The sequence below is a fragment of the Nonomuraea sp. NPDC005692 genome (genome assembly GCF_040631115.1).
GTDB lineage: Bacteria > Actinomycetota > Actinomycetes > Streptosporangiales > Streptosporangiaceae > Nonomuraea.
Window position 1 is genome coordinate 132,188 of record NZ_JBEXYU010000013.1, and the last position, 21,256, is coordinate 153,443.

The 21,256-nt window shown below is 70.6% G+C and carries 23 protein-coding genes; 7 read left to right on the forward strand and 16 right to left on the reverse strand.

Features of this window, described 5'->3' with window-relative positions; translation table 11 throughout:
• Positions 1-76: 76 nt before the first annotated feature.
• The 7 genes from ABZ459_RS26335 to ABZ459_RS26365 form a co-directional block, all read right to left on the reverse strand.
• Positions 77-1,267, reverse strand: a complete 1,191-nt coding sequence (locus ABZ459_RS26335; protein ID WP_357975227.1) for a serine hydrolase domain-containing protein — start codon at positions 1,265-1,267, stop codon at positions 77-79.
• A gap of 122 nt (positions 1,268-1,389) precedes the next feature.
• Positions 1,390-2,586, reverse strand: coding sequence for a kynureninase (gene kynU / locus ABZ459_RS26340; protein WP_357975230.1), 1,197 nt, complete (start codon positions 2,584-2,586; stop codon positions 1,390-1,392).
• Positions 2,587-2,598: 12 nt separating this feature from the next.
• Positions 2,599-3,693: an ABC transporter substrate-binding protein gene (locus ABZ459_RS26345; RefSeq protein WP_357975233.1), complete on the reverse strand. Its 1,095-nt coding sequence runs from the start codon at positions 3,691-3,693 to the stop codon at positions 2,599-2,601.
• A gap of 65 nt (positions 3,694-3,758) precedes the next feature.
• Positions 3,759-4,274 carry a 3-hydroxyanthranilate 3,4-dioxygenase gene (locus ABZ459_RS26350; protein WP_357975236.1) on the reverse strand — a complete coding sequence of 172 codons (516 nt, stop codon included), beginning with the start codon at positions 4,272-4,274 and terminating at the stop codon, positions 3,759-3,761.
• Positions 4,271-4,696 (reverse strand): RidA family protein, encoded by a 426-nt coding sequence (locus ABZ459_RS26355; protein WP_357975238.1) that lies wholly within the window; start codon positions 4,694-4,696, stop codon positions 4,271-4,273. The genes ABZ459_RS26350 and ABZ459_RS26355 overlap by 4 nt, the downstream gene beginning before the upstream one ends.
• Positions 4,693-5,490, reverse strand: a complete 798-nt coding sequence (locus ABZ459_RS26360) for a fumarylacetoacetate hydrolase family protein (protein WP_357975241.1) — start codon at positions 5,488-5,490, stop codon at positions 4,693-4,695. Before ABZ459_RS26360 ends, ABZ459_RS26355 begins: the two co-directional genes overlap by 4 nt.
• Positions 5,483-6,892 carry an aldehyde dehydrogenase family protein gene (locus ABZ459_RS26365; RefSeq protein ID WP_357975244.1) on the reverse strand — a complete coding sequence of 470 codons (1,410 nt, stop codon included), beginning with the start codon at positions 6,890-6,892 and terminating at the stop codon, positions 5,483-5,485. The genes ABZ459_RS26360 and ABZ459_RS26365 overlap by 8 nt, the downstream gene beginning before the upstream one ends.
• A gap of 259 nt (positions 6,893-7,151) precedes the next feature.
• Between ABZ459_RS26365 and ABZ459_RS26370 the strand changes: the two genes are divergently transcribed.
• The 3 genes from ABZ459_RS26370 (at position 7,152) to ABZ459_RS26380 (ending at position 8,921) form a co-directional block, all read left to right on the forward strand.
• Positions 7,152-7,634 (forward strand): VanZ family protein, encoded by a 483-nt coding sequence (locus tag ABZ459_RS26370; protein WP_357975247.1) that lies wholly within the window; start codon positions 7,152-7,154, stop codon positions 7,632-7,634.
• Between the two features lie 153 nt (positions 7,635-7,787).
• Positions 7,788-8,540, forward strand: coding sequence for a GntR family transcriptional regulator (locus tag ABZ459_RS26375; RefSeq protein ID WP_357975250.1), 753 nt, complete (start codon positions 7,788-7,790; stop codon positions 8,538-8,540).
• Positions 8,541-8,678: 138 nt separating this feature from the next.
• Positions 8,679-8,921, forward strand: a complete 243-nt coding sequence (locus ABZ459_RS26380; protein ID WP_357975253.1) for a hypothetical protein — start codon at positions 8,679-8,681, stop codon at positions 8,919-8,921.
• Between the two features lie 157 nt (positions 8,922-9,078).
• On the opposite strand, the gene ABZ459_RS26385 is transcribed toward ABZ459_RS26380, so the two are convergent.
• The gene (locus ABZ459_RS26385) at positions 9,079-10,110 is read right to left on the reverse strand and encodes a hypothetical protein (RefSeq protein WP_357975255.1); all 1,032 of its coding nucleotides are present in this window, start codon (positions 10,108-10,110) and stop codon (positions 9,079-9,081) included.
• 147 nt (positions 10,111-10,257) lie between these two features.
• Here ABZ459_RS26385 and ABZ459_RS26390 point away from each other — a divergent pair, with 147 nt between their 5' ends.
• Entirely contained in the window at positions 10,258-10,779 is a 522-nt protein-coding gene (locus ABZ459_RS26390) for a gamma carbonic anhydrase family protein (RefSeq protein ID WP_357975257.1), read from the forward strand.
• Here the strand turns inward: ABZ459_RS26390 and ABZ459_RS26395 are convergent.
• On the reverse strand, positions 10,751-11,629 hold the full coding sequence (locus ABZ459_RS26395; RefSeq protein WP_357975260.1) for a hypothetical protein: 879 nt from the start codon (positions 11,627-11,629) through the stop codon (positions 10,751-10,753). The genes ABZ459_RS26390 and ABZ459_RS26395 overlap by 29 nt on opposite strands.
• Positions 11,630-11,703: 74 nt before the next feature.
• Between ABZ459_RS26395 and ABZ459_RS26400 the strand changes: the two genes are divergently transcribed.
• Positions 11,704-13,032: a hypothetical protein gene (locus ABZ459_RS26400; RefSeq protein ID WP_357975457.1), complete on the forward strand. Its 1,329-nt coding sequence runs from the start codon at positions 11,704-11,706 to the stop codon at positions 13,030-13,032.
• A 214-nt stretch (positions 13,033-13,246) separates the two neighbouring features.
• Positions 13,247-13,408 carry a hypothetical protein gene (locus ABZ459_RS26405; RefSeq protein WP_020540796.1) on the forward strand — a complete coding sequence of 54 codons (162 nt, stop codon included), beginning with the start codon at positions 13,247-13,249 and terminating at the stop codon, positions 13,406-13,408.
• 119 nt (positions 13,409-13,527) lie between these two features.
• On the opposite strand, the gene ABZ459_RS26410 is transcribed toward ABZ459_RS26405, so the two are convergent.
• The 7 genes from ABZ459_RS26410 to ABZ459_RS26440 all read right to left on the reverse strand — a co-directional run bounded on the left by ABZ459_RS26410 (position 13,528) and on the right by ABZ459_RS26440 (position 20,248).
• The gene (locus tag ABZ459_RS26410) at positions 13,528-13,809 is read right to left on the reverse strand and encodes a metal-sensitive transcriptional regulator (protein WP_352327377.1); all 282 of its coding nucleotides are present in this window, start codon (positions 13,807-13,809) and stop codon (positions 13,528-13,530) included.
• 29 nt (positions 13,810-13,838) lie between these two features.
• Positions 13,839-14,906, reverse strand: a complete 1,068-nt coding sequence (locus ABZ459_RS26415) for a glycosyltransferase (RefSeq protein WP_357975264.1) — start codon at positions 14,904-14,906, stop codon at positions 13,839-13,841.
• The gene (locus ABZ459_RS26420) at positions 14,903-15,697 is read right to left on the reverse strand and encodes a hypothetical protein (RefSeq protein ID WP_357975267.1); all 795 of its coding nucleotides are present in this window, start codon (positions 15,695-15,697) and stop codon (positions 14,903-14,905) included. Before ABZ459_RS26420 ends, ABZ459_RS26415 begins: the two co-directional genes overlap by 4 nt.
• A gap of 147 nt (positions 15,698-15,844) precedes the next feature.
• Entirely contained in the window at positions 15,845-17,944 is a 2,100-nt protein-coding gene (locus ABZ459_RS26425; protein ID WP_357975270.1) for a (Fe-S)-binding protein, read from the reverse strand.
• A 126-nt stretch (positions 17,945-18,070) separates the two neighbouring features.
• Positions 18,071-18,655, reverse strand: a complete 585-nt coding sequence (locus ABZ459_RS26430; RefSeq protein WP_357975274.1) for a TetR family transcriptional regulator — start codon at positions 18,653-18,655, stop codon at positions 18,071-18,073.
• 16 nt (positions 18,656-18,671) lie between these two features.
• Positions 18,672-19,442, reverse strand: a complete 771-nt coding sequence (locus tag ABZ459_RS26435; RefSeq protein WP_357975277.1) for a class I SAM-dependent methyltransferase — start codon at positions 19,440-19,442, stop codon at positions 18,672-18,674.
• The gene (locus tag ABZ459_RS26440; RefSeq protein WP_357975281.1) at positions 19,439-20,248 is read right to left on the reverse strand and encodes a sugar phosphate isomerase/epimerase; all 810 of its coding nucleotides are present in this window, start codon (positions 20,246-20,248) and stop codon (positions 19,439-19,441) included. Before ABZ459_RS26440 ends, ABZ459_RS26435 begins: the two co-directional genes overlap by 4 nt.
• A 114-nt stretch (positions 20,249-20,362) precedes the next feature.
• Between ABZ459_RS26440 and ABZ459_RS26445 the strand changes: the two genes are divergently transcribed.
• Positions 20,363-21,061, forward strand: coding sequence for a class I SAM-dependent methyltransferase (locus ABZ459_RS26445; protein ID WP_357975284.1), 699 nt, complete (start codon positions 20,363-20,365; stop codon positions 21,059-21,061).
• Positions 21,062-21,256 lie beyond the last annotated feature (195 nt).

Here is a 21,256-nt window from a genome sequence, read left to right on the forward strand (position 1 = left end):
GAAGGCGATAGGGGACCTCTGTGACGAAAGCCACCGTGAGGTCCCTGGCCTGTTCGGCGAAGACCAGGCTGAGGCCCTATTCGGCGAAGGCCGCCAGCGCGATGCCGAGGCCGCGTTCGTTCTGGCCCTGGGCCTTGGCGTCGGTGGAGTTGAGCGAGTAGACCACGACGCGGCTCAGGTCCTGGGTGGCGCCGATGCCGGTGGAGCTGCCGTAGCGGGCGCCGGTCTTGCCGTACGCGACGATGCCGCCGGGCAGCGTCAGCTCGGTCAGGCCCGAGGTGTAGTGGGCCGGCTCGTCGTCGGTGCCGAACATGGTCACCTTCGGCACGGTGAACATCAGCTTCAACTGCTCGGCGGGCACGAGTTCGCCGCCGAACAGCGCCTTGGTGAACTTCTCCAGGTCGGCGGTGGTGGCGATGAGGTCGCCCGAGGCCCAGGTGGAGGTGACCTCCATCTCGGTGACGTCCACGACGTACGCGGACCCGTAGGGGAAGGAGTCGGGGAAGCCCTTGGGGACGACCTGGTAGCCCCGGTTGTGCCGGCCGTGGATCTTGACGGACCGGCCGGGGAAGTAGCTCTGGTTCATGCCGAGCGGGCGCAGGATCCGGGCGCCGACCTCCCGCTCGTACGACCTGCCGGTGACCTTCTCGATCACCAGGCCCTCGACGAAGGTGTTGACGTTGAGGTAGTGCTGCTTGGTCCCGGGGGTGAACTCGATCGGATTGAGCACGGCCTGGCGGACGTACTCCCGCGGGGTGATCGTCTTGAAGCGGTCGGCGTAGACCCGCTCGAAGCCGCCCTCCGACTTCGGCGCGGGCAGGCCGCTGGTGTGGTTGAGCACGTGAGCCAGCTTGACCGGCGGGTAGTCGGCGGGCAGCAGCCCAGGCAGGTAGTCCTGGACCGTGCGGTCGAGGGAGACCTCGCCCTCGGCCACCAGCTGGAGCACGACCGCCGTGGTCAGCACCTTGGTCACGCTGCCCGCCCGGAACCTGGCCCCCTCCCTGGCCGGGTGCTTCCCGCGCAGATCGGTCACGCCCGAGACGCCGTGCCAGGAGCCGGCCGAGCCGCTGATCCTGACCTCGGCCGCGGTGGCGTCGGCCGCGGGCAGCCCGGCGATGCTCCTGCGCAGCGCGGTCTCGTTGATCGGCGGCACCTGGACGGCGGCGGCGCTGTGGGAGCCCACCTGCGCATGGGCGGGGGCGCTGACGGTCAGGGCGGACAGGGCGGACAGGGCGAGGACGGCGGCGGCGAGACGGGTGCGCTTCATGGGGATCTCTCCAGGTCACATCGGCTTTCGATGGGACAATCCTGGCCAGAGACCCCCCGGCGGCGGATCGCCGACGACGGCGATCTTCCGGCTCGCTCTCAGGAGGGAGGGTGCTCGCCCGATCAGGTGACCGCGAGCCGCCGGGCGTACCGCTCGTCCCGCCACAGCTCCTTGTCCAGCACCTCCAGCAGAGTGGCGGCCGCGTCGTGGACGTCGGTGTAGCCGATGTAGAGCGGCGCGAAGCCGAACCTCAGGACGTCCGGCGCGCGGAAGTCGCCGTGCACCCCCCGGTCGATGAGGGCCCGCATGACCGGGTAGCCGTCCGGGTGGTGGAAGCAGACCTGGCTGCCGCGTGCGTCCGGCTCGGCGGGCGAGACCAGCTTCAGCGCGTCGCCGACCAGGTCGACGAAGAGCGAGGTCAGGGCGACGCTCTTGGCCCGCAGCTGCGCCATCGGCACCCGCTCCCAGATGTCCAGCGCCGCCTCCAGCGCGGCGAACGACACCACGTGCGGCGTGCTGACCGCGAAGCGCCGGATGCCCTCGGCCGGGCGGTAACCGGTCTCGAAGGCGAACGGCTCGGCGTGGCCGTGCCAGCCGGACAGCACGTTCTCGGCGGTGGCGTGGTGGCGCGGGTTGACGTAGAGGAAGGCGGGCGCGCCGGGTCCGGCGTTGAGGTACTTGTACGTGCACCCGACCGCGAAGTCGGCCTGCGACACGTCCACCTCCATGGCGCCCACGCTGTGGCACACGTCCCAGACCATGAGCGCCCCGGCCGCCTGGACCTGGGCGGTCACCGAGGGCACGTGCCGCCGGGCGCCGGTGCGGTAGTCCACCTCCGACAGCAGCACCACGGCCGCGTCGTCGAACCGGCCCTCGGCGTGGTCGCGCACCTCGTAGTCGCCGAGCAGCCGGGCCAGGCCCTGGGCGATGTAGTGGTCGGTGGGGAAGTTCCGCGGGTCGGAGACGATCACCTTGCGGCCGGGGCGCAGCCGTACGGCGGCGGCCAGCGCCTGGTAGGCGGCGATCGTGGTGGTGTTGCCCACGACGACCTGGCCGGGGCCGGCCCCGATCAGCGGCGCGAGCCGGTCGCCGGCGGTCAGGGGCTGGTCGTACCAGCCGGCCGCGTTCCAGCCGCCGACCAGCTGGCCGCCCCACTCGTCCTCGACCGTGCGGCGCACCCGTTCCGCGGCGCGGCGGGGCATCGCGCCGAGCGAGTTGCCCACGAGGTAGACGACCCCCTCGGGCAGGACGAACTCGTCCTTGAACGACCGCAGCGGATCGTCGGCGTCGAGGGCGAGGCAGGCGTCGCGGTCCAGCACCGGTTGTGCTCCTTACGGGGGTGAGATGGTGGCGATTATCCGGTTTACACCATTTTGGTACTCGCGGACGTACCAGTTCTGCACCGGATTGTGGGCCGAGTCCAGGCGGAGCGGCCCCCGTGGGCCGTCCAGGTCTCCCACACCCGCCAGCGCCCTCGTCAGGTCGCCGCCCGCGGCCGCCGCCCGGTCGATCAGCCGCATCGCGTCCCAGCTCTGCAGCGCGACCGCGGACGGGTTCCGCCCGGTACGCGCCCGCCACCCCGCCACGAAGGCGGCGTTGTCCGGGTTCTGCAGCGCGGGCGACCACAGCCCGACGCTGACCATGCCCTCGGCGTCCCGGCCGACCGCGCGCAGGACGTCCTCGTCGGCCAGGTTCTGGCAGGCCAGCAGCTTGATCCTGGCATCGTAGCCGAACCGCTTGAACGCCTTGACGAACGCGACCGCCTCCCCACCCGCGTAGAAGGCGTACAGAAGCCGCGCCTCGCGCGGTATGCGCGCCAGGTACGGCTCCAGGTCGGCCTGCCCCCCGAACGGCGTCAGGATGCGCTTGAGCGGCCCGGCGCCGTATCCCTCGGCGAAGCCGGTCAGGGTCTCGGTGCCCGCGGAGTAGTCCGAGGCCATGAGCACCACGTCCTGGCCGGCGTAGTGCTCGGCGGCGTACCGGCCGGCCGCGTAGCCGTGGGCCCGGTTGGTGTAGGACACCCGGAAGACGCCGGGCCCGCCGAGCTGGTCGGCGCCCGCGTTCGCGATCACCACCGGGGTGCCGGCCGCCTCCTTGACCACCGAGACGGCGACCGGCGAGGCGAGCAGGCCGGTGAGCACGTCGGCCCCGCCGTCGATCAGCTTCCTGGCCTGCTCCGCGCCGATCTCCGGGCTGCTGGCGTCGTCGGCCACGAGCAGCCGGGCCGGCCGGCCGCCGAGCAGGCCGTGGTGGTCGTCCAGGTAGAGCCGCATGGCGGTCTCCATGTCGTCGCCGAGGGTGGCGTACACGCCGGTCTGCGAGATGATCGCGCCGACCCGTACGGGCTCGTCCTCGGCGGCGAGGGGCACCGAGCCGCCGCATCCGGCGACCATCAGCGCGACCAGCCCCAGCACGGCAACGCGCATGGGAGCCCCCTTCAGCCCTCGCCCGACGCCCCGGGCACGTGCGGCGCGCGGACGTCGGCGGCCATCTAGCCCTTGCCGGGGTGCAGCGCGCCGCACCGGTCACACGTGCGGGCCTTCTCGTCGGCGTAGAACGCCTCGAAGACCGGCGGCAGGTCCTTGACGATGTCGCGCACCTGGAGCTCGACCTCGTGGACCTTGGCGCCGCACTCCGCGCAGTACCACTGGAACCTCTCCAGCTCGCCCTCGGGCCGGATGCGCTCCACCACCAGCCCGACGGACCCGGCCTCCGGACGCTGCGGCGAGTGCGGCATGCGCGCCGGCAGCAGCCACATCTGGCCCTCGCGGACGTGCACGGTCTCGGGGCCGTTCTCGGTCACCACGTTGACGTGCATGTTGCCGCGTACCTGGTAGAACAGCTCCTCGTACGGATCGACGTGGAAGTCGGTCCTGGAGTTGGGCCCGCCGACCACCATCACGATGAAGTCGCCGGCCCCCTCGAAGACCACCTTGTTGCCGACCGGCGGCTTGAGCAGGTGGGCGTGCTCGTCGATCCACTTGGTGAAGTCAATGGGGGGAATCATGGTCGCTCCTGTGGATGGTAGGCGACGGCCTGCATCTCGATGAGCAGGTGCGGGTGCGGGAGCTGGTGCACCGCCACCGTGGTCCTGGTCGGACCCTCCTCGTCGAAGAATTCGGCGTACACCTCGTTGTAGCCCTTGAAGTCGTTCATGTTTACCAGGTACGTGGTGATCTGTACGAGGTCCGCGAGCGAGCCTCCGGCGGCCATGAGCAGGTCGCCGACGTTCTCGATGACCGCCCGCGTCTGGGCGCGGATGTCCAGGTCGGTGACGCCGGACCGGTCGGCGCTCGCGCCCGCGAAGGTGCCGTCGGGCCTGCGGGAGCTGGTGCCGGAGACGTACAGGAAGTCGCCCGCGCGCTTGACGTGCGGGAACCGTCCCCGGGGCACGGCCTTGCCGGGGACGCGGATGGCCTCGCGGCTCACGTGCCGAACACCGCCCGCACCGATCCGAGGCCCTCGATCCTGGCCTCGAACACGTTCCCGGCCTCGACCGGCACGACCGGGCCGAGCGCGCCGGTCAGGACGACGTCCCCGGCGCGCAGCGGGCGGTCGGTGGCGGCCAGCGCGCCGGCCAGCCAGAGGGCGGCGTTCAGCGGGTTGCCCATGCACGCGGCTCCGGACCCGGTCGAGACCTCCTCGCCGTCGCGGGTCATCGTCATCGCCGCCGCGCCGAGGTCGAGCTCGGTCAGCAGCTTCGGCGTGGCGCCCAGGACGTACGCGCCGGAGGAGGCGTTGTCGGCGACCGTGTCGGCGATCGTGATGTCCCAGTCGGCGATGCGCGAGTCGGCGATCTCGATGGCGGGCAGCGCGAACTCCACCGCCCTGATCACGTCCACCAGCGTGAACGGCCCGTCGGTCAGGTCCTTGCCGAACACGAGCGCGACCTCGGCCTCGGCACGCGGCTGCAGGAACCGCTCCACCCTGATGGGCCGGCCGTCGAGCTCGGCCATGTCGGCGAAGAGCATGCCGTGGTCGGGCTGGTCGATGCCGAACTTCCGCTGCAGCAGCGGGTTGGTGGCGCCGATCTTCCGGCCGACCGGCCGCCGGCCCTCCGCCAGCGCCCGCCGGGTGTTGATGTCCTGCACCGCGTAGGCGTCGGCCACCGTGGTGATGAGATCCCTGAGCGGCGCGCAGGGCTTGCCGGTACGCGCGGCCTCGACGAGCCGCTCGGCGGCCTGACCCCGGGTGTCGACGGCCAGGGACCATTCGTCATGCATCGGGTTGCTCCAGTTTGATGGTGATCGTGGTGGGCTCGGAGTAGAAGTCGAGCGACTGCGTGCCGCCCTCCCTGCCGATGCCCGACAGCTTCACGCCGCCGAACGGGGTGCGCAGGTCGCGCAGGTACCAGGTGTTGACCCAGACCAGCCCCGCCTCCAGGCGCTGGGCCACGCGATGGGCGCGGTCGAGGTTGGTGGTCCAGAGGGTCGCGGCCAGGCCGTACTCGCTGCCGTTGGCCAGGTCGATCGCCTCGGCCTCGCTGTCGAAAGGAGCCACGTGGCACACGGGACCGAAGATCTCCTCTCGATTGAAACGGGACCACTCCGACAACCCTGTCATTACCGTCGGTTCCACGAAATATCCGGAATCGCGGTTATCACCGAACGTCGGGACGCCGCCTCCCGTGAGCACCTTGGCCCCCTCCGAGCGGGCCAGGGCGTAGTAGGACAGCACCTTCTCCCGATGCCCGGCCGAGATCATCGGCTGCGGCTCGACCTCCTGGGCGCGCGACGCCAGCCGGCCGCAGAAGTCCTCGAAGATCGGCCGCTCGACGTAGAGCCGCTCGGTGCACAGGCACACCTGGCCGCCGTTGGTGAAGACCGACTTCACCGTCCCCTCGACGGCCCGGCCCAGGTCGCAGTCCTCGAAGATCAGGCCGGCGTTCTTGCCGCCCAGCTCGAACGAGATCGGCTTGACCCGGTCGGCGGCCGTCTTCATGATCTGCGTGCCGGTCGCGGTCGAGCCGGTGAACGTCACGCCGTCCACGCCCGGGTGCTCGACGAGGAGCTGGCCCGCCGGGCCGTGCCCGAAGATGATGTTGACCACGCCCGGGGGCAGGCCGGCGTCGGCGCAGATCTCGGCGAAGACTGCGGCCGAGCCTGGCGTGTGCTCCGACGGCTTGACGACCACGGTGTTGCCGGCGACGAGGGCGGGCGCCAGCTTCCACGTCATGAGCAGGAACGGCAGGTTCCACGGCACGATCACGGCGACCACGCCGAGCGGCCTGCGCACGGTGTAGCTGAGCACGCCGGCGAGGTGGAAGGCGTCGTCGGGGCGCTGGGATGCGATCTCGGCGAACGCGCGGAAGTTCGCGATGCCGCGCGGGACGTCGAGCGTGCGGGTCTGGCCGAGCGGCTTGCCGGTGTCGGCGATCTCGGCCGTGACCAGGTCGTCGAAGCGCACCTCGATGCCCTCGGCGAGGCGGCGCAGCCATCCGGCCCGCTCGGCCACCGGCAGCCCGGCCCAGTCGCGGGCCGCCTCCCTGGCCGCGCGCACCGCCCGGTCGACCACCTCCGGGTCGGCCTCGTGGACCTGCCTGATCACCCCGCCCGTCACCGGGTCGTGGACCGGGAACGCATTGCCCGCCGCCACCGGCAGCCCGCCGATGAAATGGGTCAGCACAGCAGCCTCCTCTAGCCTCACTCCCGGTATAGATCGTCGGGCGACGGTCAGACAACAGTCCGGCGGGGGCGGGAAACGCGCGGGCCCGTCATGCCTCGGTGGCGCCGGTGACACTGAGCCACCCCTCAGCCGGACCCCTGGCGGACCTGTCCGTACAGACATCTTCCGGTACCCCTCGGCCGCCCGGGATGATGACCAAATGGCGCGCACATGGGAATTGTGGGGAAATATCATTATTGCTGGGGTTTTTGCGCTTCCAGTGGCCCTACTGGCGATCATCCTGCTCGCCCGCCACCGCGCCCGCGCCGGGCATCCGGCGCCGCTGCGCACCTCGCTCGCCGACGTCGGCATCGTCGTCGGGACCGCGCCGTGGGTGTGGATGATCCTCACGCCGTCCGCCGGGCGGGCCGGGGTCGGCCTGGTCCCGTTCATGGACCTCGCCGAACTCGCCGGGGCCTCGTGGGAGACGGTGACGGTGCAGGTCGGGGGCAATCTGCTGGTGTTCGCCGCGCTGGGCGCCCTGCTGCCCGTACGGACCGCCGCGATGGCCTCCTACGGCCGTGTTGCGGCCGTCGCGGCGGCCTTTTCGGTCACGGTCGAGGTCCTCCAGTACGCCCTGAGACTGGGCAGGTTCTCCTCCGTGGACGACGTGATCATGAACACCGCGGGCGCGGTGCTCGCCGCCTTGGTTACTCGCCGCTGGTGGGCCCCGCGAATAGCGGCTGGGACCGTTCCACGATAACGGCCTGCATAAACGTCCTCGAATTCATCACACAGGCACGATCAGCTCAAAAGAAGCTCGGGACCAACCTCTGTATCTGTGCGATCGTGGACAAGACGGGGCAAGTTCTCTGGAGACGCCACAACCTGGTTGGTGACAGAGGGTGATCGAAACGTGTCTGAATCCCCGGTACCCCACGAGCCCCCTATTTATCGCCGCATCGCCGACGGCCTCCGCGCCCGGATCCTGTCCGGCGAACTGCGCGACGGGGACCGCCTACCGGGCGAGAACGCGCTCATGGCCGACTACGCAATCGCACGAGCCACCGCCAGGCAGGCGCTTGCCGTACTGATCAACGAAGGGCTGGCGGTGCCCAAACGAGGTTCGGGGGTCTACGTGCGCCTGTTCAAACCGATCCGCCGACACGGCTCGCGCCGCCTGTCACGAGAGCAGTGGGGTCAGGGGCGTGCCATCTGGGACGCCGACACCCGGGGCCGCCCCTTCACCGTGGACCAGGTGGAGGTGGTGCTGGAGCGCGCCCCGGAGGAGGTGGCGGACGTCCTGGACAGCGGCGAGGTATGGGTGCGTCGGCGCCGCTACTCCGTGGACGGCCGGCCCGTGCAACTGGCGACCTCCTCCTTCCCCGCCCGCCTGGTCCAGGGCAGCGCCATCACCCTGCCCGACACCGGGCCGGGCGGCGTCTACGCCAGGCTCGGCGACCTGGGCCTGCCCCCGGCCCACTTCACCGAGGAGGTGCGGGCCCGCATGCCCGGCCCCCGCGAGACCGGGCTGCTCGACCTGCCCGGCGGCACCCCCGTCATCGTCATCGCCCGCACCGCGTACACGGCGGGCGGCAGGCCCGTCGAGCTCAACGAGATGGTCCTGGACTCGGCGGCATACGTACTCCAGTACGACTTCGACGCCTAGTTCAACCCGATCTGTCAACCGATAGGTTGACCTGTCCGTCACGATCATTGATTTCTCTAGAGAGGTCCCTCATCTTCTAAGGAGATGGAACCGTTCAGGAGATGGAACCTTCGCCTGGGGCCCGGGAGAGGTGCGCGGATGTCCGTTGACCGGCATCTTGCCGAGATCGCCCGGGAGTACCCCAGGTGGACCATCTGGCGGAGCGACGCGGGCCGCTGGTGGGCCACGCGGCACCATCCGCTCGACGCGGCGCAGCGCGAGGCCGGATGTGCGATGACCATCGACGCGGACGACCCGGACGGCCTGCGCGACCAGCTCCGGGACCAGGAGGAACGGACCGGCCGGCAGCCCCGCTGGTGGGCCGGCCCCGCTCCTCCCTGACGCGGGCCGTGGAGCGTTCCGCGGCTCGCACGCGAGCAGCCCGGTGCCGGGTCCAGCGTCTCGGCGGCCCCGGCACCGGGCCCCCAACGGGGCCACGAACGCGGAAGTCTCCGACCCTATCGGGGGCGGGGGCTTCCGCTCCCCGCCCCTTCACCCTCTAGGTGTGGTACTCGCCCAGCCGCAGGATGTGCACGTCGGTGTCGTCGGAGACGCCCTCCCTCGGCCTCTCCTCGTCCTCCTCGACGATGACCCGCACGTCGTCCTGCACGGAGTGCTGCGGGGCCGGCGCGGCCTCGATGGCGGGCTCCGGCGCGGGCGCCGGGACGGCCACCGGCTGCTGGGCGGCGACCGGCGCGGGCGGCAGCGCCGACTCCGGCACGAGCTGCCCGGCCGCCGCCTCGGTGCGCATGAGGTCACCCAGCACCGAGCCGATCTCGGTCAGCCGCCGCACGACCTCGGTGTGGGTGTTGGTCAGGTACTCCACCCGGCGCCCGGCGTGCTCGTCGAGCGAGGCCGTGCGCTGACGCGCCGCCGCCAGCATCGACTCGGCCTCCGCGTGCGCCCCCGCCACCAGCTGCTCGGCCTGCGCGTGGGCGGCCGCCATCATGCGCTCCGCCTCGGCCTGCGCCCCGCCGACCACCCGCTCCGCCTCGGCGTGCGCGTCGCGCAGCAGGCCCTCGGCCTCGTTGCGGGCCGATCCGAGCTGTTCCTCGGCGTCCGCGCCCGCCTGGGCCAGCATGCGCTCGGCCGCCTGCGTGGCCTCGGCCACCCGCCGCTCGGCCTCCGCCTGCGCCGAGGTCAGCATCTTGTCGGACGTCTCCCGCGACGTCGTCACCAGCCGCTCTGCCTCGGCCCTGGCGCTCTCCCGCACGGCGGTCGCCTCGGCCTCCGCGTCGGCGCGCTTGGCCGCGGCCTCCTCCTCGCCCAGCTTCAGGATCTGCGCGAGCCTCGGGCTGAGGTCCTCGTAGCTCTGGGGCGCCTCGACCATCCGCCGCCTGGCCTCCGCCAGCTCGACCCGGCCCTGCTCCGCCTGGTCGATCGCCCGCGCCAGCCGCTCTTCCAGATCCCGGATCTGGTTCCGGGTACGGATCATGTAGTCGTGCACCTGACGGCGGTTGTAGCCGCGCATCACGACTTCGAAGGTGTCCTCTTGCATCAGATCGGGAATGCTCTCGTGCTGGTTTGTCATGGGGGTTACCTAAGGGTTTGCGTGAGGCGGGGGAAAACTGCGAGTTGTGAGGGTCTGACGACGAGACGTCAGGAAACGACTTTCCTGCCATCTGCCCACGTCCGCAACCGGAACGCCACACCTGGGGCGGGAATTACGATTGGACGAATGTACATAGCAGCGTTGGACGACGGGGCAGTGCCGGACATCCACCCGGAGGCGTACATCGCGCCCGGCGCCGTCGTGGTCGGGAGTGTGCGGGTGGGCCGGGCGTCCAGCATCTGGTACGGCTCCGTTCTCCGAGGGGACGACGAGCGGATCGAGATCGGCGAGGAGTGCAACGTACAGGATCTGTGCTGCCTGCACGCCGACGCGGGCCAGCCCGCGATCCTGGAGGACCGCGTCAGCCTGGGCCACAAGGCCATGGTCCACGGCGCGCACGTCGAGACCGGCGCGCTGGTCGGCATCGGCGCGATCGTGCTCGGCGGCGCCCGGGTGGGCGCGGGCACGCTGGTCGCCGCGGGCGCGCTGGTGGGGCCGGGCAAGAAGATCCCGTCCGGGGTGCTGGTCGCCGGTGTGCCCGGCAGGATCGTGCGCGAGCTCACCGATGACGACCGGGCCTCCTTCGCCCGCACGCCGGACAACTACATGGCCAAGGCGGTCAGGCACCGGCAGGCGTCAGCAGTTTGATCAGGACCTGGTCCGACACCGAGGCGGTGTTGAGCGGGTCGGCGTACTCGGGCAGTTCGGGGCGCAGGAAGCGGACGAAGTCGACGGTCAGCTTGAGGTCGGGGACCCCCTTGATCTGCTTGGCGTTGGCCTTGGCGGCGTCCTTCTTGAGCGCGCCGTAGCTGTCCCAGTCGGTGTAGGCGGTGACACCCCATTGCAGCACCTCGGGGAGGTTCGAGGGCCAGCGTCTGGCGACCTTCCAGGCGCCGCCGTCCTCCTTGTAGAGCGCGACGGCGACCCGGCCCAGCCTGGCCAGGACGAGGTCCACCCAGCCGCTCTTGACCGCCACCTCCAGCGGCTTGGAGCTGCCGTCCTGGGTGAACTTGGCCTCGACCTGCCCGGCCGCGTCGGCGGTGCCGGTGGTGACGGACATCCACGCGGGCTTGTCGTACGTGCCGGGCTGGCGGGCCATGAGCCCTCCGAGCGAGAACTTGCGCGCGGGGCTGCCGCCCTTCTTGCCGGCGACCTTGACCCGGGCGTGCATGACGATGTCCCCGGCCAGCTCCTGGTAGACGAAGGGGCCGCGGAAGCCGTCGTACCAGGTGGAGGTCTTCGGCTCCAGGTACAGGGCGCCCTTGGCGGTCTTGTTCACGTCGAGCTTGGCGATCCTGTCGATGTCCTTCTCGGTGTCGCTCAGCTTGCTCCACACGGCCAGTTCCGCGGCGTCGGCGAACTCGCTGGAGGCCGATCCGACCTCGCCGCCGGGCGTGGGCGCCTTGGCGTTCTGGACGGTGAGCACGCCGGGACCGGTGGGAGTGGGCGGCGCCGCGGCTGTCCCGCAGCCGCTCACCACACCCGCCACTGCCAACATCCCTGCCACCTTTGCCCTCATAGCGGACATTCTGCCGTGAAATGCCGACGGGTCGCGTCGGGCGGCCCAGTACGATGACGGCCGTGCGCCCCTGGGATGCGTTCACCTCGGCAGAGGCGGAGGTCCGCGCGATGGTCGCGGACCCGCGCTGGCAGGGCCTGTCCGTGCCCGACCGCGCGCACGTCCTGGCGGCCAGGATCCTGGTGACCCAGGACGGCGACCGCTGGCTCTACGGCGCGTACGCGCGCTGGCACCTGCACGACCCCGGCGACGGCCGCTGGCACCCCGCGCCGCCGCCCAGGGGCGAACGGGCGCGCAAGGTGGGGCACGCCACGGCCGCGCTGCCGGACCAGGTGGTGCCCACCGGGCCCGACTTCGCCGCCGAGCCCGGCTCGACCCAGGCGTTCATCGGCCCCGACGTGCTTCCGGTGGTGACCGGGCAGATCGCGGAGATGGTCCGCGGCGCCGGGCGCAAGTCGGAGCTGGACTACCCGCTGACCGCCTTCGGGGAGATCTTCGCCGCCGACGTGCCGAGCACGGTCGCCGCCGTCTGGGGGACGATCATGTGGTGCGCGTACGCGCCGGCCTTCGACGGCAACGAGCGTTTGATCACCCTCTTCGGCGAGTACCTGCGCCGCTCGCTGCCCGGCGACGAATGGGTGCGCTGGCTGCCCGCGCCACCGCTGCTCGACCTGGTCACGCTGGTGTCCGAGCGCACCCGCGCCGGCCGTCCGCGGGCCGCGCTCCGGCTGGCCGCGCTGATCGCCGACACCGCCCAGGTGCTGCTGTCCGACATCCGGTTCAGGCCGCGGGCGCTGGCGCTGCTCACGATGGTGGAGCCGGTGCTGCGCCGGCCCGGCCGCGACGACGCCACGGCCGCGCGGGGCGACGACGCCGTGCGCCGGGCCTGGCTCGACCGCTGCCCGCCGCGGCTGGCCCTGGCCCTGCTGCCCGAGACCGATCCCGACGCGTACTTCGCCCACTCGGTGTACGACCTGGTCGAGGCGCTGGGCTTCGTGGCAGACGCGTCCGGGGCGGCGGCGGCGTACCTGGCCGACCTGTCGGACTCCAGGAGGATGTTGCCCGAGCGGCTGAACCACCGGTTGCGGCGGGCGTACGTGGAATTGGAGCGTGCCGGGCTGACGGGCACGTCGGCGGCCGAGCGCACCGAGCCGGAGGGCTTCGCCGTGCGTCCGGGCGGGGAGCCCGCGCCGCAGGCGGCGGTGGTGACGCCGCCCGACCGGGAGAGCAAGGCGGCCGTGCTGGGCGCCGCGTACGCCACCTGCCTGGCGTGGGGCCGGCTGACCGGCGCCAAAGTGCCGCAGCACGGCCTCGCCGGCCAGAGCGCGCTGGTCCGTGAGCTGATCCACGAACGCGACGACCACCACATCGGTCACCCGTAACGCACTATTACCGTAATTTCACCCTTACTCCGCCTATATCCCTCTATCACTTCAGTCACCGGGCAATTCGCTGAATTGTGATCTCGACTTCGGGAAATGATCCCTGTGGGGCCCCCGTGACGCCGAAAGGAATGACTCCGATGGGCCATGTCGCGGGAAGGTCCCTCGCCGTAACCTCGTAGAGGGTGTGGGCTGCGGAAGGAAGGACGACGCGGTGGGGCACGACGACCTGGACTCTCGGGTCCACGACCGTGTCGCGTTGGACGAGATTGCGCTCTACGCCGAGGTGCTCACGGCCGTGGCTGTCAGCGAGCGGCGGCTGACCTTGGACGAACTCGACGACGCGCTCGGATTGCGGACTTCGGCGAGTCGCTGAAGACCATCGAAAATTACCTGTCCCGGGCTCCTGTGGGGTCCGGGACAGTGGTTCCCGGCTATTACAGGTAACTAGTCAATCGAGGGTGTGCCTCTCCTACGTATGGAGGAGGCGACCCCCTACGACTTGACCAGGCGGGCGATGGCGGCCGACGCCTCCTTCACCTTCGCCTCGGCCTCCGGGCCGCCCGTGTTGATCGCGTCGGCGACGCAGTGGGAGATGTGCTCCTCCAGCAGCCCGAGCGCCACGGCCTGAAGGGCCCGCGTGGCCGCGGAGACCTGGGTGAGCACGTCGATGCAGTAGGCATCGTCGTCGACCATGCGCTGCAGGCCCCTGATCTGGCCCTCGATTCGCCGGAGGCGCGTCAGATATGCCTGCTTGTCTCCGCTGTACCCATGCATGCTTCTACGGTACCCGTAACCCGTATGAGCTAGCGGAGATCTGACAGCAGCTTCTCCCACTGTTCGGCGACTTCCTCGGCCGAATGGCGTACGGCGGTGTCGAGGGCGCCCGCCGCGAGCGAGCGCCGGCGGCGTTCGTCGTCGATGAGCGCGAGCAGCGCGCCCGCGAAGTGCTGCGCCTCGCTCTCGCTCTCGGGCACCAGCACGCCGTTGTAGCCGGTCGCGACGAACTCCCTGGGGCCCCTGGCGCCCTCGAAGGCCACCACCGGCACCCCGCACCCCATGGCCTCCAGCACGGTCATGCCCAGGTCTTCGCTGCGGGAGGGGTTGGCCACGATCGACGCCTTGGCGAACTCCCCCGCCAGGTCGGGCGTGACGCCCATGAAGTAGACGTGGTTGTGCAGGTTGAGCTCGTTCACCAGCGACCGCAGCCGCCGCTCCTCGGGGCCGCCGCCGTAGAGCCGCAGCCGCCAGTCCGGGCGCTTGTCCGCCACGATCGCGAACGCCCTGATCAGCCGGTCGTACGCCTTGACCGACACCCACCGGCCCCCGGCCGCCACGATCCGGTTGTCCATCCGCGAACGCGGCCACGGGCCGCCCGGCAGCGCGTCCGGCACGGAGTGGACGGCGGACCCGTCGCCGAGCAGCCTGCCCCACTCCTCCTGGGCCGACTCGGTGGCCGTCACGACGGCGTCGAGGCGCGGGTAGAGCCGCTGCACCGGCCCGGGGACGGCGGGCCGCCCCCACTCCCTGGCGATCTTGAGGGTTTCACGTGGAGCATGCCGCGCCACCTGGACGCCGATGCCCGGTCTGGTGGTGATCAGCACGTCGGACCTGAGCCCGCGCAGCAGCCGCCAGAGCGCCATCTCGGTGCGCATCTGGCCGCGCGGCAGCAGGTGGCGCACCCCCGGACGGGCGTCGACCAGGCTGCGCATGGCCACCTTGGAGCCGATGGGGAAGAACGGCTTCTCCTTCTGCCGCCTGACGCTGATGACCTCGACCTCGTGCCGCTCGGACAGGGCGGTGGCGAGGTTGAGCGTCGCGCGCACGTCGCCGCGCATCCCGTACGCCGAGGCGAGGACCAGGCTGACCTTCATCCGCCCACCTCGATGCGCAGCTCGTCGTCGGCGGTGTAACAGGGCCGGACGGGCACGCCGTCGATCTCGGCCGAGGGATAGTGCAGCCGTCTTCGTTTGCCGTCGACGTCGTCGAGCCAGGCGCCCAGCCGCAGCGGCGTGGGCACGCCCTCGACCTCCAGCGCGGGCGCCCAGGTGCCGGCCGTGTCGGGGTCGGCCTCGACCACGTTCACCAGCGACACCGCCGCGTGGAAGCGCACCCCCTGGACGGTGGCGTTGGCCGACACCCGTTCCCTGGTCGGCCTGCGGTCGAGGGTCAGCGTGGCCTCGCGGCGCGCGTCGTCGTCCTCCAGCCCGGTGTACGCCAGCAGCCCCGTCACCTCGAACCGGCCCTCCCTGAACCAGATCGCCCGCACCTCGGCCACCGGCGCGGCGTCGGCTATCTTCAGGGCCAGAAACCCGTTCCGCGTCCGGTACGACCGGTAGGCCAGCGTCCGCCGGCACAGCGCGTACGCGTCGAGATGGTCGAGCGAGAACCCCGGGTCGACGCTGCGCAGCCTGCTGCGGCTGCCCTCGTGCCGCAGGTAGGCGTCCCAGCGGCCGGCCGTCAGCTCCAGTGGCGCCAGCGAGACGGCCAGCGTGGCCTCCCGCGTCCGGCTTCCCGTGCGGCCCAGGCGCACGTCGCGCTCGACCCCCGTGGCGCGATGGCGCAGCACGAGCTCGGTGCCGTCACGCAGGGGCTCATCGATGGCGAGTCGCAGGGAGAGCACGTCGGCCAGGGTGACTTCGGCGTCCGTGACCACGACGCGCATCACTAGCCCCCTCCCCGTCGAATAAGGCCATGCGACGTTGAGGTTACCGTGATTTTCCCGTTATGTGGATGGGAGATTTCCATCCAGGGGGCCCGTGACGTGCGGAACTCCTCTACAGAGCCTGTAGAGGAGTCCGACTTTCCGTGGTCAGGAAGCGCCCTTGACCGATTTGATCAACAGCTGCGCGACGTCCACGACTTCCAGCGATTCCTTGGCCTCGCCGTTGTTCTTCTTCTCGTTGATCGCGTCACCGAGCATCACCATGCAGAACGGGCACGCGGTCGAGACGGTGTCGGGGTTCGTGGTGAGCGCCTCGTCGACCCGCTCGGTGTTGATGCGCTTGCCGATGCGCTCCTCCATCCACATGCGCGCGCCGCCCGCGCCGCAGCAGAACCCGCGGTCCTTGTGGCGGTGCATCTCCTGGGTCTGCACGCCGGGCACCTTCGACATGATGTCGCGGGGCTGGGAGTAGACCTTGTTGTGGCGGCCGAGGAAGCACGGGTCGTGGTAGGTGATCTTCTCCTCGATCGGCGTGACCGGGGTGAGCAGGCCCTCGTCCACCAGCTTCGACAGCAGCTGCGTGTGGTGCACGACCTCGTAGGTGCCGCCGAGCTGCGGGTATTCGTTGGCCAGGGTGTTGAAGCAGTGGGGGCAGGTCGCGACGATCTTCTTGACGCCGGCCTCGTTGAGCGTCTCGATGTTCTGCTGGGCGAGCATGTTGAACAGGTACTCCATGCCCAGGCGGCGGGCCGGGTCACCGGTGCACGCCTCCATCGGGCCGAGCACCGCGAACTTCACGCCCGCGATGTGCAGCAGCTCGGCGACCGCCTTGGTGGTCTTCTTGGCGCGGTCCTCCAGGGCGCCCGCGCAGCCCACCCAGAACAGGTACTCGGCGTCCTCGGGCATCTTCTCGTCGACCAGCTCGACCTCGAAGTCGAGCTCCTCGATCCAGTCGGCCCGCTTCATCTCGGACATGCCCCACGGGTTGCCCTTGTTCTCCAGGTTCTTCACCATCACCCCCGCCTCGGACGGGAACGACGACTCCACCATGACCTGGTAGCGGCGCATGTCGAGGATGTGGTCGATGTGCTCGATGTCCACCGGGCACTGCTCGACGCAGGCGCCGCAGTTGGTGCACGACCACAGCACGTCGGGGTGGATGACGCCGTCCTCGCCGACGAGCGGCTTCTCCAGCAGCGCGAGCACGTCGGTGTCGGCGTGCTCGGTGCTCGCGGCCATCAGGTACGGGGCCACCTTGAAGGCGTGGTCGCGCTGGTCGAGGATGAGCATCTTCGGCGAGAGCGGCTTGTCGGTGTTCCAGGCCGGACACTGCGACTGGCAGCGGCCGCACTCGGTGCAGGAGTAGAAGTCGAGGAAGCCCTTCCAGGTGGTGTCGCCGATCTTGCCGCGGCCCAGGCGCTCGGCGTCGAGCTCCTCGTCCTCGAAGTCGACGAGCTTGCCGTCGACGCGCAGCTCCGACGCGGCGCCGAGCCCGTTGGGACGCCGGGAGAAGAGCACGTTGAGCGGCGCGGTGAAGATGTGCAGGTGCTTGGAGTTCACCACGATGACCAGGAACACCAGCATGAAGCCGATGTGCAGGAGCAGCGCGATCTCCTCCAGCAGCGGGCCGGCCGGCAGCACGTCGCCGAGCGCCAGCGAGACGAACGCGCCGGAGGAGTACGGGAAGTTGCCGTTGGCCGCCGAGGCGCCACGGGCCAGGAACAGCGTCCAGATGATGTTGAAGATCATGAACAGGACGAGCCACGCGCCGCCGAGGTGCGAGCCGGAGAAACGCGACTTGCGGCCCAGCGTCTTGGGCGAGTTCTTGACCCGGATGATCGCGAAGGCGACCAGACCGAGCAGACACGCGACCGCGATGAAGTCCTGGAGGAAGCCGAGCACGCCCCAGGTGCCGATGAGCGGGATGTGGAAGTCGGGCTCGCCGGTGATCGCGCCCTGGATGATCGCGCCGTACGCCTCGATGTAGACGGTCAGCAGGATGAAGAACGCCCACATGACGAAGAAGTGGGCCGTGCCGGACGGCGTCCACTTCAGCAGCTTCTTCTGGCCGAAGACCTCGACGAGCTGGGCCTTGAGCTCGTCGGCGGCGTGCTCCTTGGCGTACTCGACGCGTTCGGGCGCGGGTGGCCCGGAGGTCGCCAGCTTGAACAGGAACAACACCCTGCGGCCGGCGACGGCCACCGCCAGGACGGTCATGACCAGCCCGATGATCGCTACCCAGAGCACGGGGTCCTCCCACAGACGACGATGGCTGCCAGCATACGGACACGTGTTTCCAGGAAGCTTACCGGCCAGTAACTTCCCGGGATGACATCCATACCCTATGGTCAGTGCCCTATACAGAACAATGCTCTACGCCGTGAAGTACCTCTGTATGGTCGGGGCGATCAGCTCGACGAGTTCCTCCGGATCGGCGCTGGCCAGCGGCTCCAATTTGATCACGTAGCGGCCCATGATCACGCCGTACATCTGGCCAAAAGCCGCCTCGATCCGTAGGTGCGGAACACCAAGGCGGTCGGCCACCTGGAAGAGCAGCGCGTTGGTGATGAACTCGCGGAACATCGTCGCGGCCTGCTCGTTCGTGAGCGCCGAGCGCATCAGGGCGATCATCGGTTCGCGGGTCTCCGGCTCGGCGGTCACCCGCAGGAGCATCCGCACCAGCCGCTCGCCGATCTCCTCGCGCGGGCCGTCCAGCAACAGCGGGACGACCTCGTCGGGCCTGATCGGCAGCTGCATGGCCGCCGCGAACATGCCCTCCTTGGTCTCGAAGTAGTGGTGGACCAGGGCCGGGTCGACCTTGGCCTCGCGCGCGATCCCGCGCACCGTGGCCTTGTCGAAGCCCTTCTCGGCGAACACCCGCCGCGCCGCCGTCAGGATCTCGCCGCGCGTGTCGGCCGACCCGGGCCTGCGGCCGGGCCGGCGTCGTACGTTGCTCATGGCCGCGCCCCGCCGGTCATCGGCCCACCGCCAGGTACACCCGCATCGGCACCGACAGCACGCCCTCGGGGAAGGCCTTCCTGAGCTCCCCGCGCTGCCGCCCGACCAGCTCGTCGGCCGCGTCCGGCGACAGCGCCGCCATGTACGAGTGGGAGCGCAGGTCGAGCAGGAAGTCCTCGATGCCGACCAGCCTCGTCCACGGGATCCAGCGTTCCTGGACCACCTCGAAGGCCGCGGCGATCGGCGGCACCGACCACTCCTCCACCGCCGGCCCCCAGTAGGTGGGCACCGCCTCGGCCAGCCGCGCCTCGTAGGCGGCCAGCCACTCGGCCTGCGCCGCGTGGTGGAGGTTCCAGCAGCCCACGATCGCGCCGCCGGGCCGCAGCACCCGCCTGGCCTCGGCGATCGAGACGACGGGGTCGAGCCAGTGCCACGACTGGGCGTACGTCACCAGGTCGGCCACTCCGTCGGCCAGCGGCAGCGCGTTGCCGTCGGCGATCACCGCGGCGACCGCCGGCGGCTCGCCGTCGATCCGCGTGACCAGCCGGGCCAGCATCTCCGCACCCGGATCGACCGCGATCACCTGGGAGCCGCGGGCCCGCAGCGCGTGCGTCAGGATGCCCGTGCCCGCGCCCACGTCGATCGTGGTGGCGCCGTCGAGCTCGATCCCGGTCACCTCGGTGAGCGCGCGGTACATCTCGTCGGGATAGGTCGGGCGGCCCGCGTCGTAGGCGTCGGCCACGCTGTCGAAGACTCGGGCGAGGTCTCTGGTCGGCCCCACGTTCATCGGGACGCCGCCAGGTGCAGCCGGGCGAAGGCCAGCGCCTCGGTCAGGTCGTCGACGCGCTCGGTGCGGCTGGCCGCCTTGCGGGTGTTGATCTCCAGCACCACCAGGCCGCCGTAGCCCGAGTTCGCCAGGCGTTCCAGCATCTGGGCGCACGGCTGGTTGCCCCTGCCGGGGACCAGGTGCTCGTCCTTGTTGGTCACGCCCATGCCGTCGGCCAGGTGGAGGTGGGCCAGCCGGTCGCCGAGCTTGGTGGCCATCTCCATGGCGTCTGAGCCGGACACCGCGGTGTGCGACAGGTCGAGGGTGACCTGCGGGAAGTCGTAGTCGATCGGGTTCCAGTCGGGCGAGTACGGCACCACGTCGTTGCCCCTGGCGCGCAGCGGGAACATGTTCTCGACCGCGAACGTGACATCGGTCTCGTCACGCATGCGGGCCAGACCGTTCTCGAAGTCACGGGCGTAGTCGCGCTGCCAGCGGAACGGCGGGTGCACCACGACGGTCGAGGCGCCGAGGCGCTCAGCGGCCTTCTGCGCCCTGACCAGCTTGGCCCAGGGGTCTCTGCCCCACACCCGCTGCGTCACGAGCAGGCAGGGCGCGTGGATCGCCAGGACGGGCACCTGATAATGCTCCGACAGCCGCTCGATCACGTCGATGTCCTGGCTCACCGGATCGGCGCCGACCATGATCTCGACACCGTCGTAGCCCAGGCGCGCGGCCAGTTCGAACGCGTCGGGAGTGCGTTCTGGATATACCGAGGCGGTGGACAATGCGATCTTCGCATTGGGCACGCGGATGACATCAGCCACGTTGCCAGCCTAAGCCGGAGAAGCGCCTCTGGCGCGTGAGCCCCACCAGATAGCCCTACCCAACCCCCCATCCCATCCCAAAGACACTGCCCGAACCCCACTACGGTTGGGGCCATGCCACGGATAGCCAGAGGCGCGATCCCCAGCCCGAACATCTGGAACGCTCCCCAGGTCTACGAGCTGGAGAACCGCGCCGTCGACCCCCAGGGCGCGGCCGACGCCGCGATGCGCGAGCTGCGCCCATGGGCCGGCGCGACCGTCCTCGACATCGGCTGCGGCACCGGTTTCCACCTGCCCGTCCTGGCCGCCGACGCGGCCGCCGTGATCGGCGTCGAGCCCCACGGCGACCTGGCCGGCCTGGCCCGCCGCCGCTGCGCGAACCTGCCCAACGTCTCGGTGCACGCCGCCACCGCCCAGGACCTCCCGCTGCCCGACGCGAGCGTCGACGTGGCCATGGCCCGCTGGGCCTACTTCTTCGGCCCCGGCTGCGAGCCCGGCCTGCGCGAGCTGTCCCGCGTCGTACGCCGCGGCGGCGCCGCGTTCGTCATCGACCTCGACGCCACCCGCGGCTCGTTCGGCCGCTGGTTCTCCCGCACGGTGCCGACGTACTCGGCGCGCGAGGTGGAGGCGTTCTGGGACCGCCAGGGCTGGCAGCGGCGGCCGCTCGACCTCACGATGGCCTTCGAGCGCCGGGCCGACCTGGAGGCCGTGCTGCGCATCGAGTTCGCCCCCGAGGTGGCCGAGCAGGCCGTCGCGGAGACCCCCGGCCTGGAGATCTTCTACCCGAACGTGCTGCGCTGGCGCTACTTCTGAATTCATGGCCTCACTCCGTTCGGCGGGCTCGGTCGCCATACGCCGCCGCCTTCCCCCGCTCTGGTCGCTCCGCTCCCGCCGCTCCTCCAGACGACGGCACTTCTGAATTCATGGCCTCACTCCGTTCGGCGGGCTCGGTCGCCATACGCCGCCGCCTTCCCCCGCTCTGGTCGCTCCGCTCCCGCCGCTCCTCCA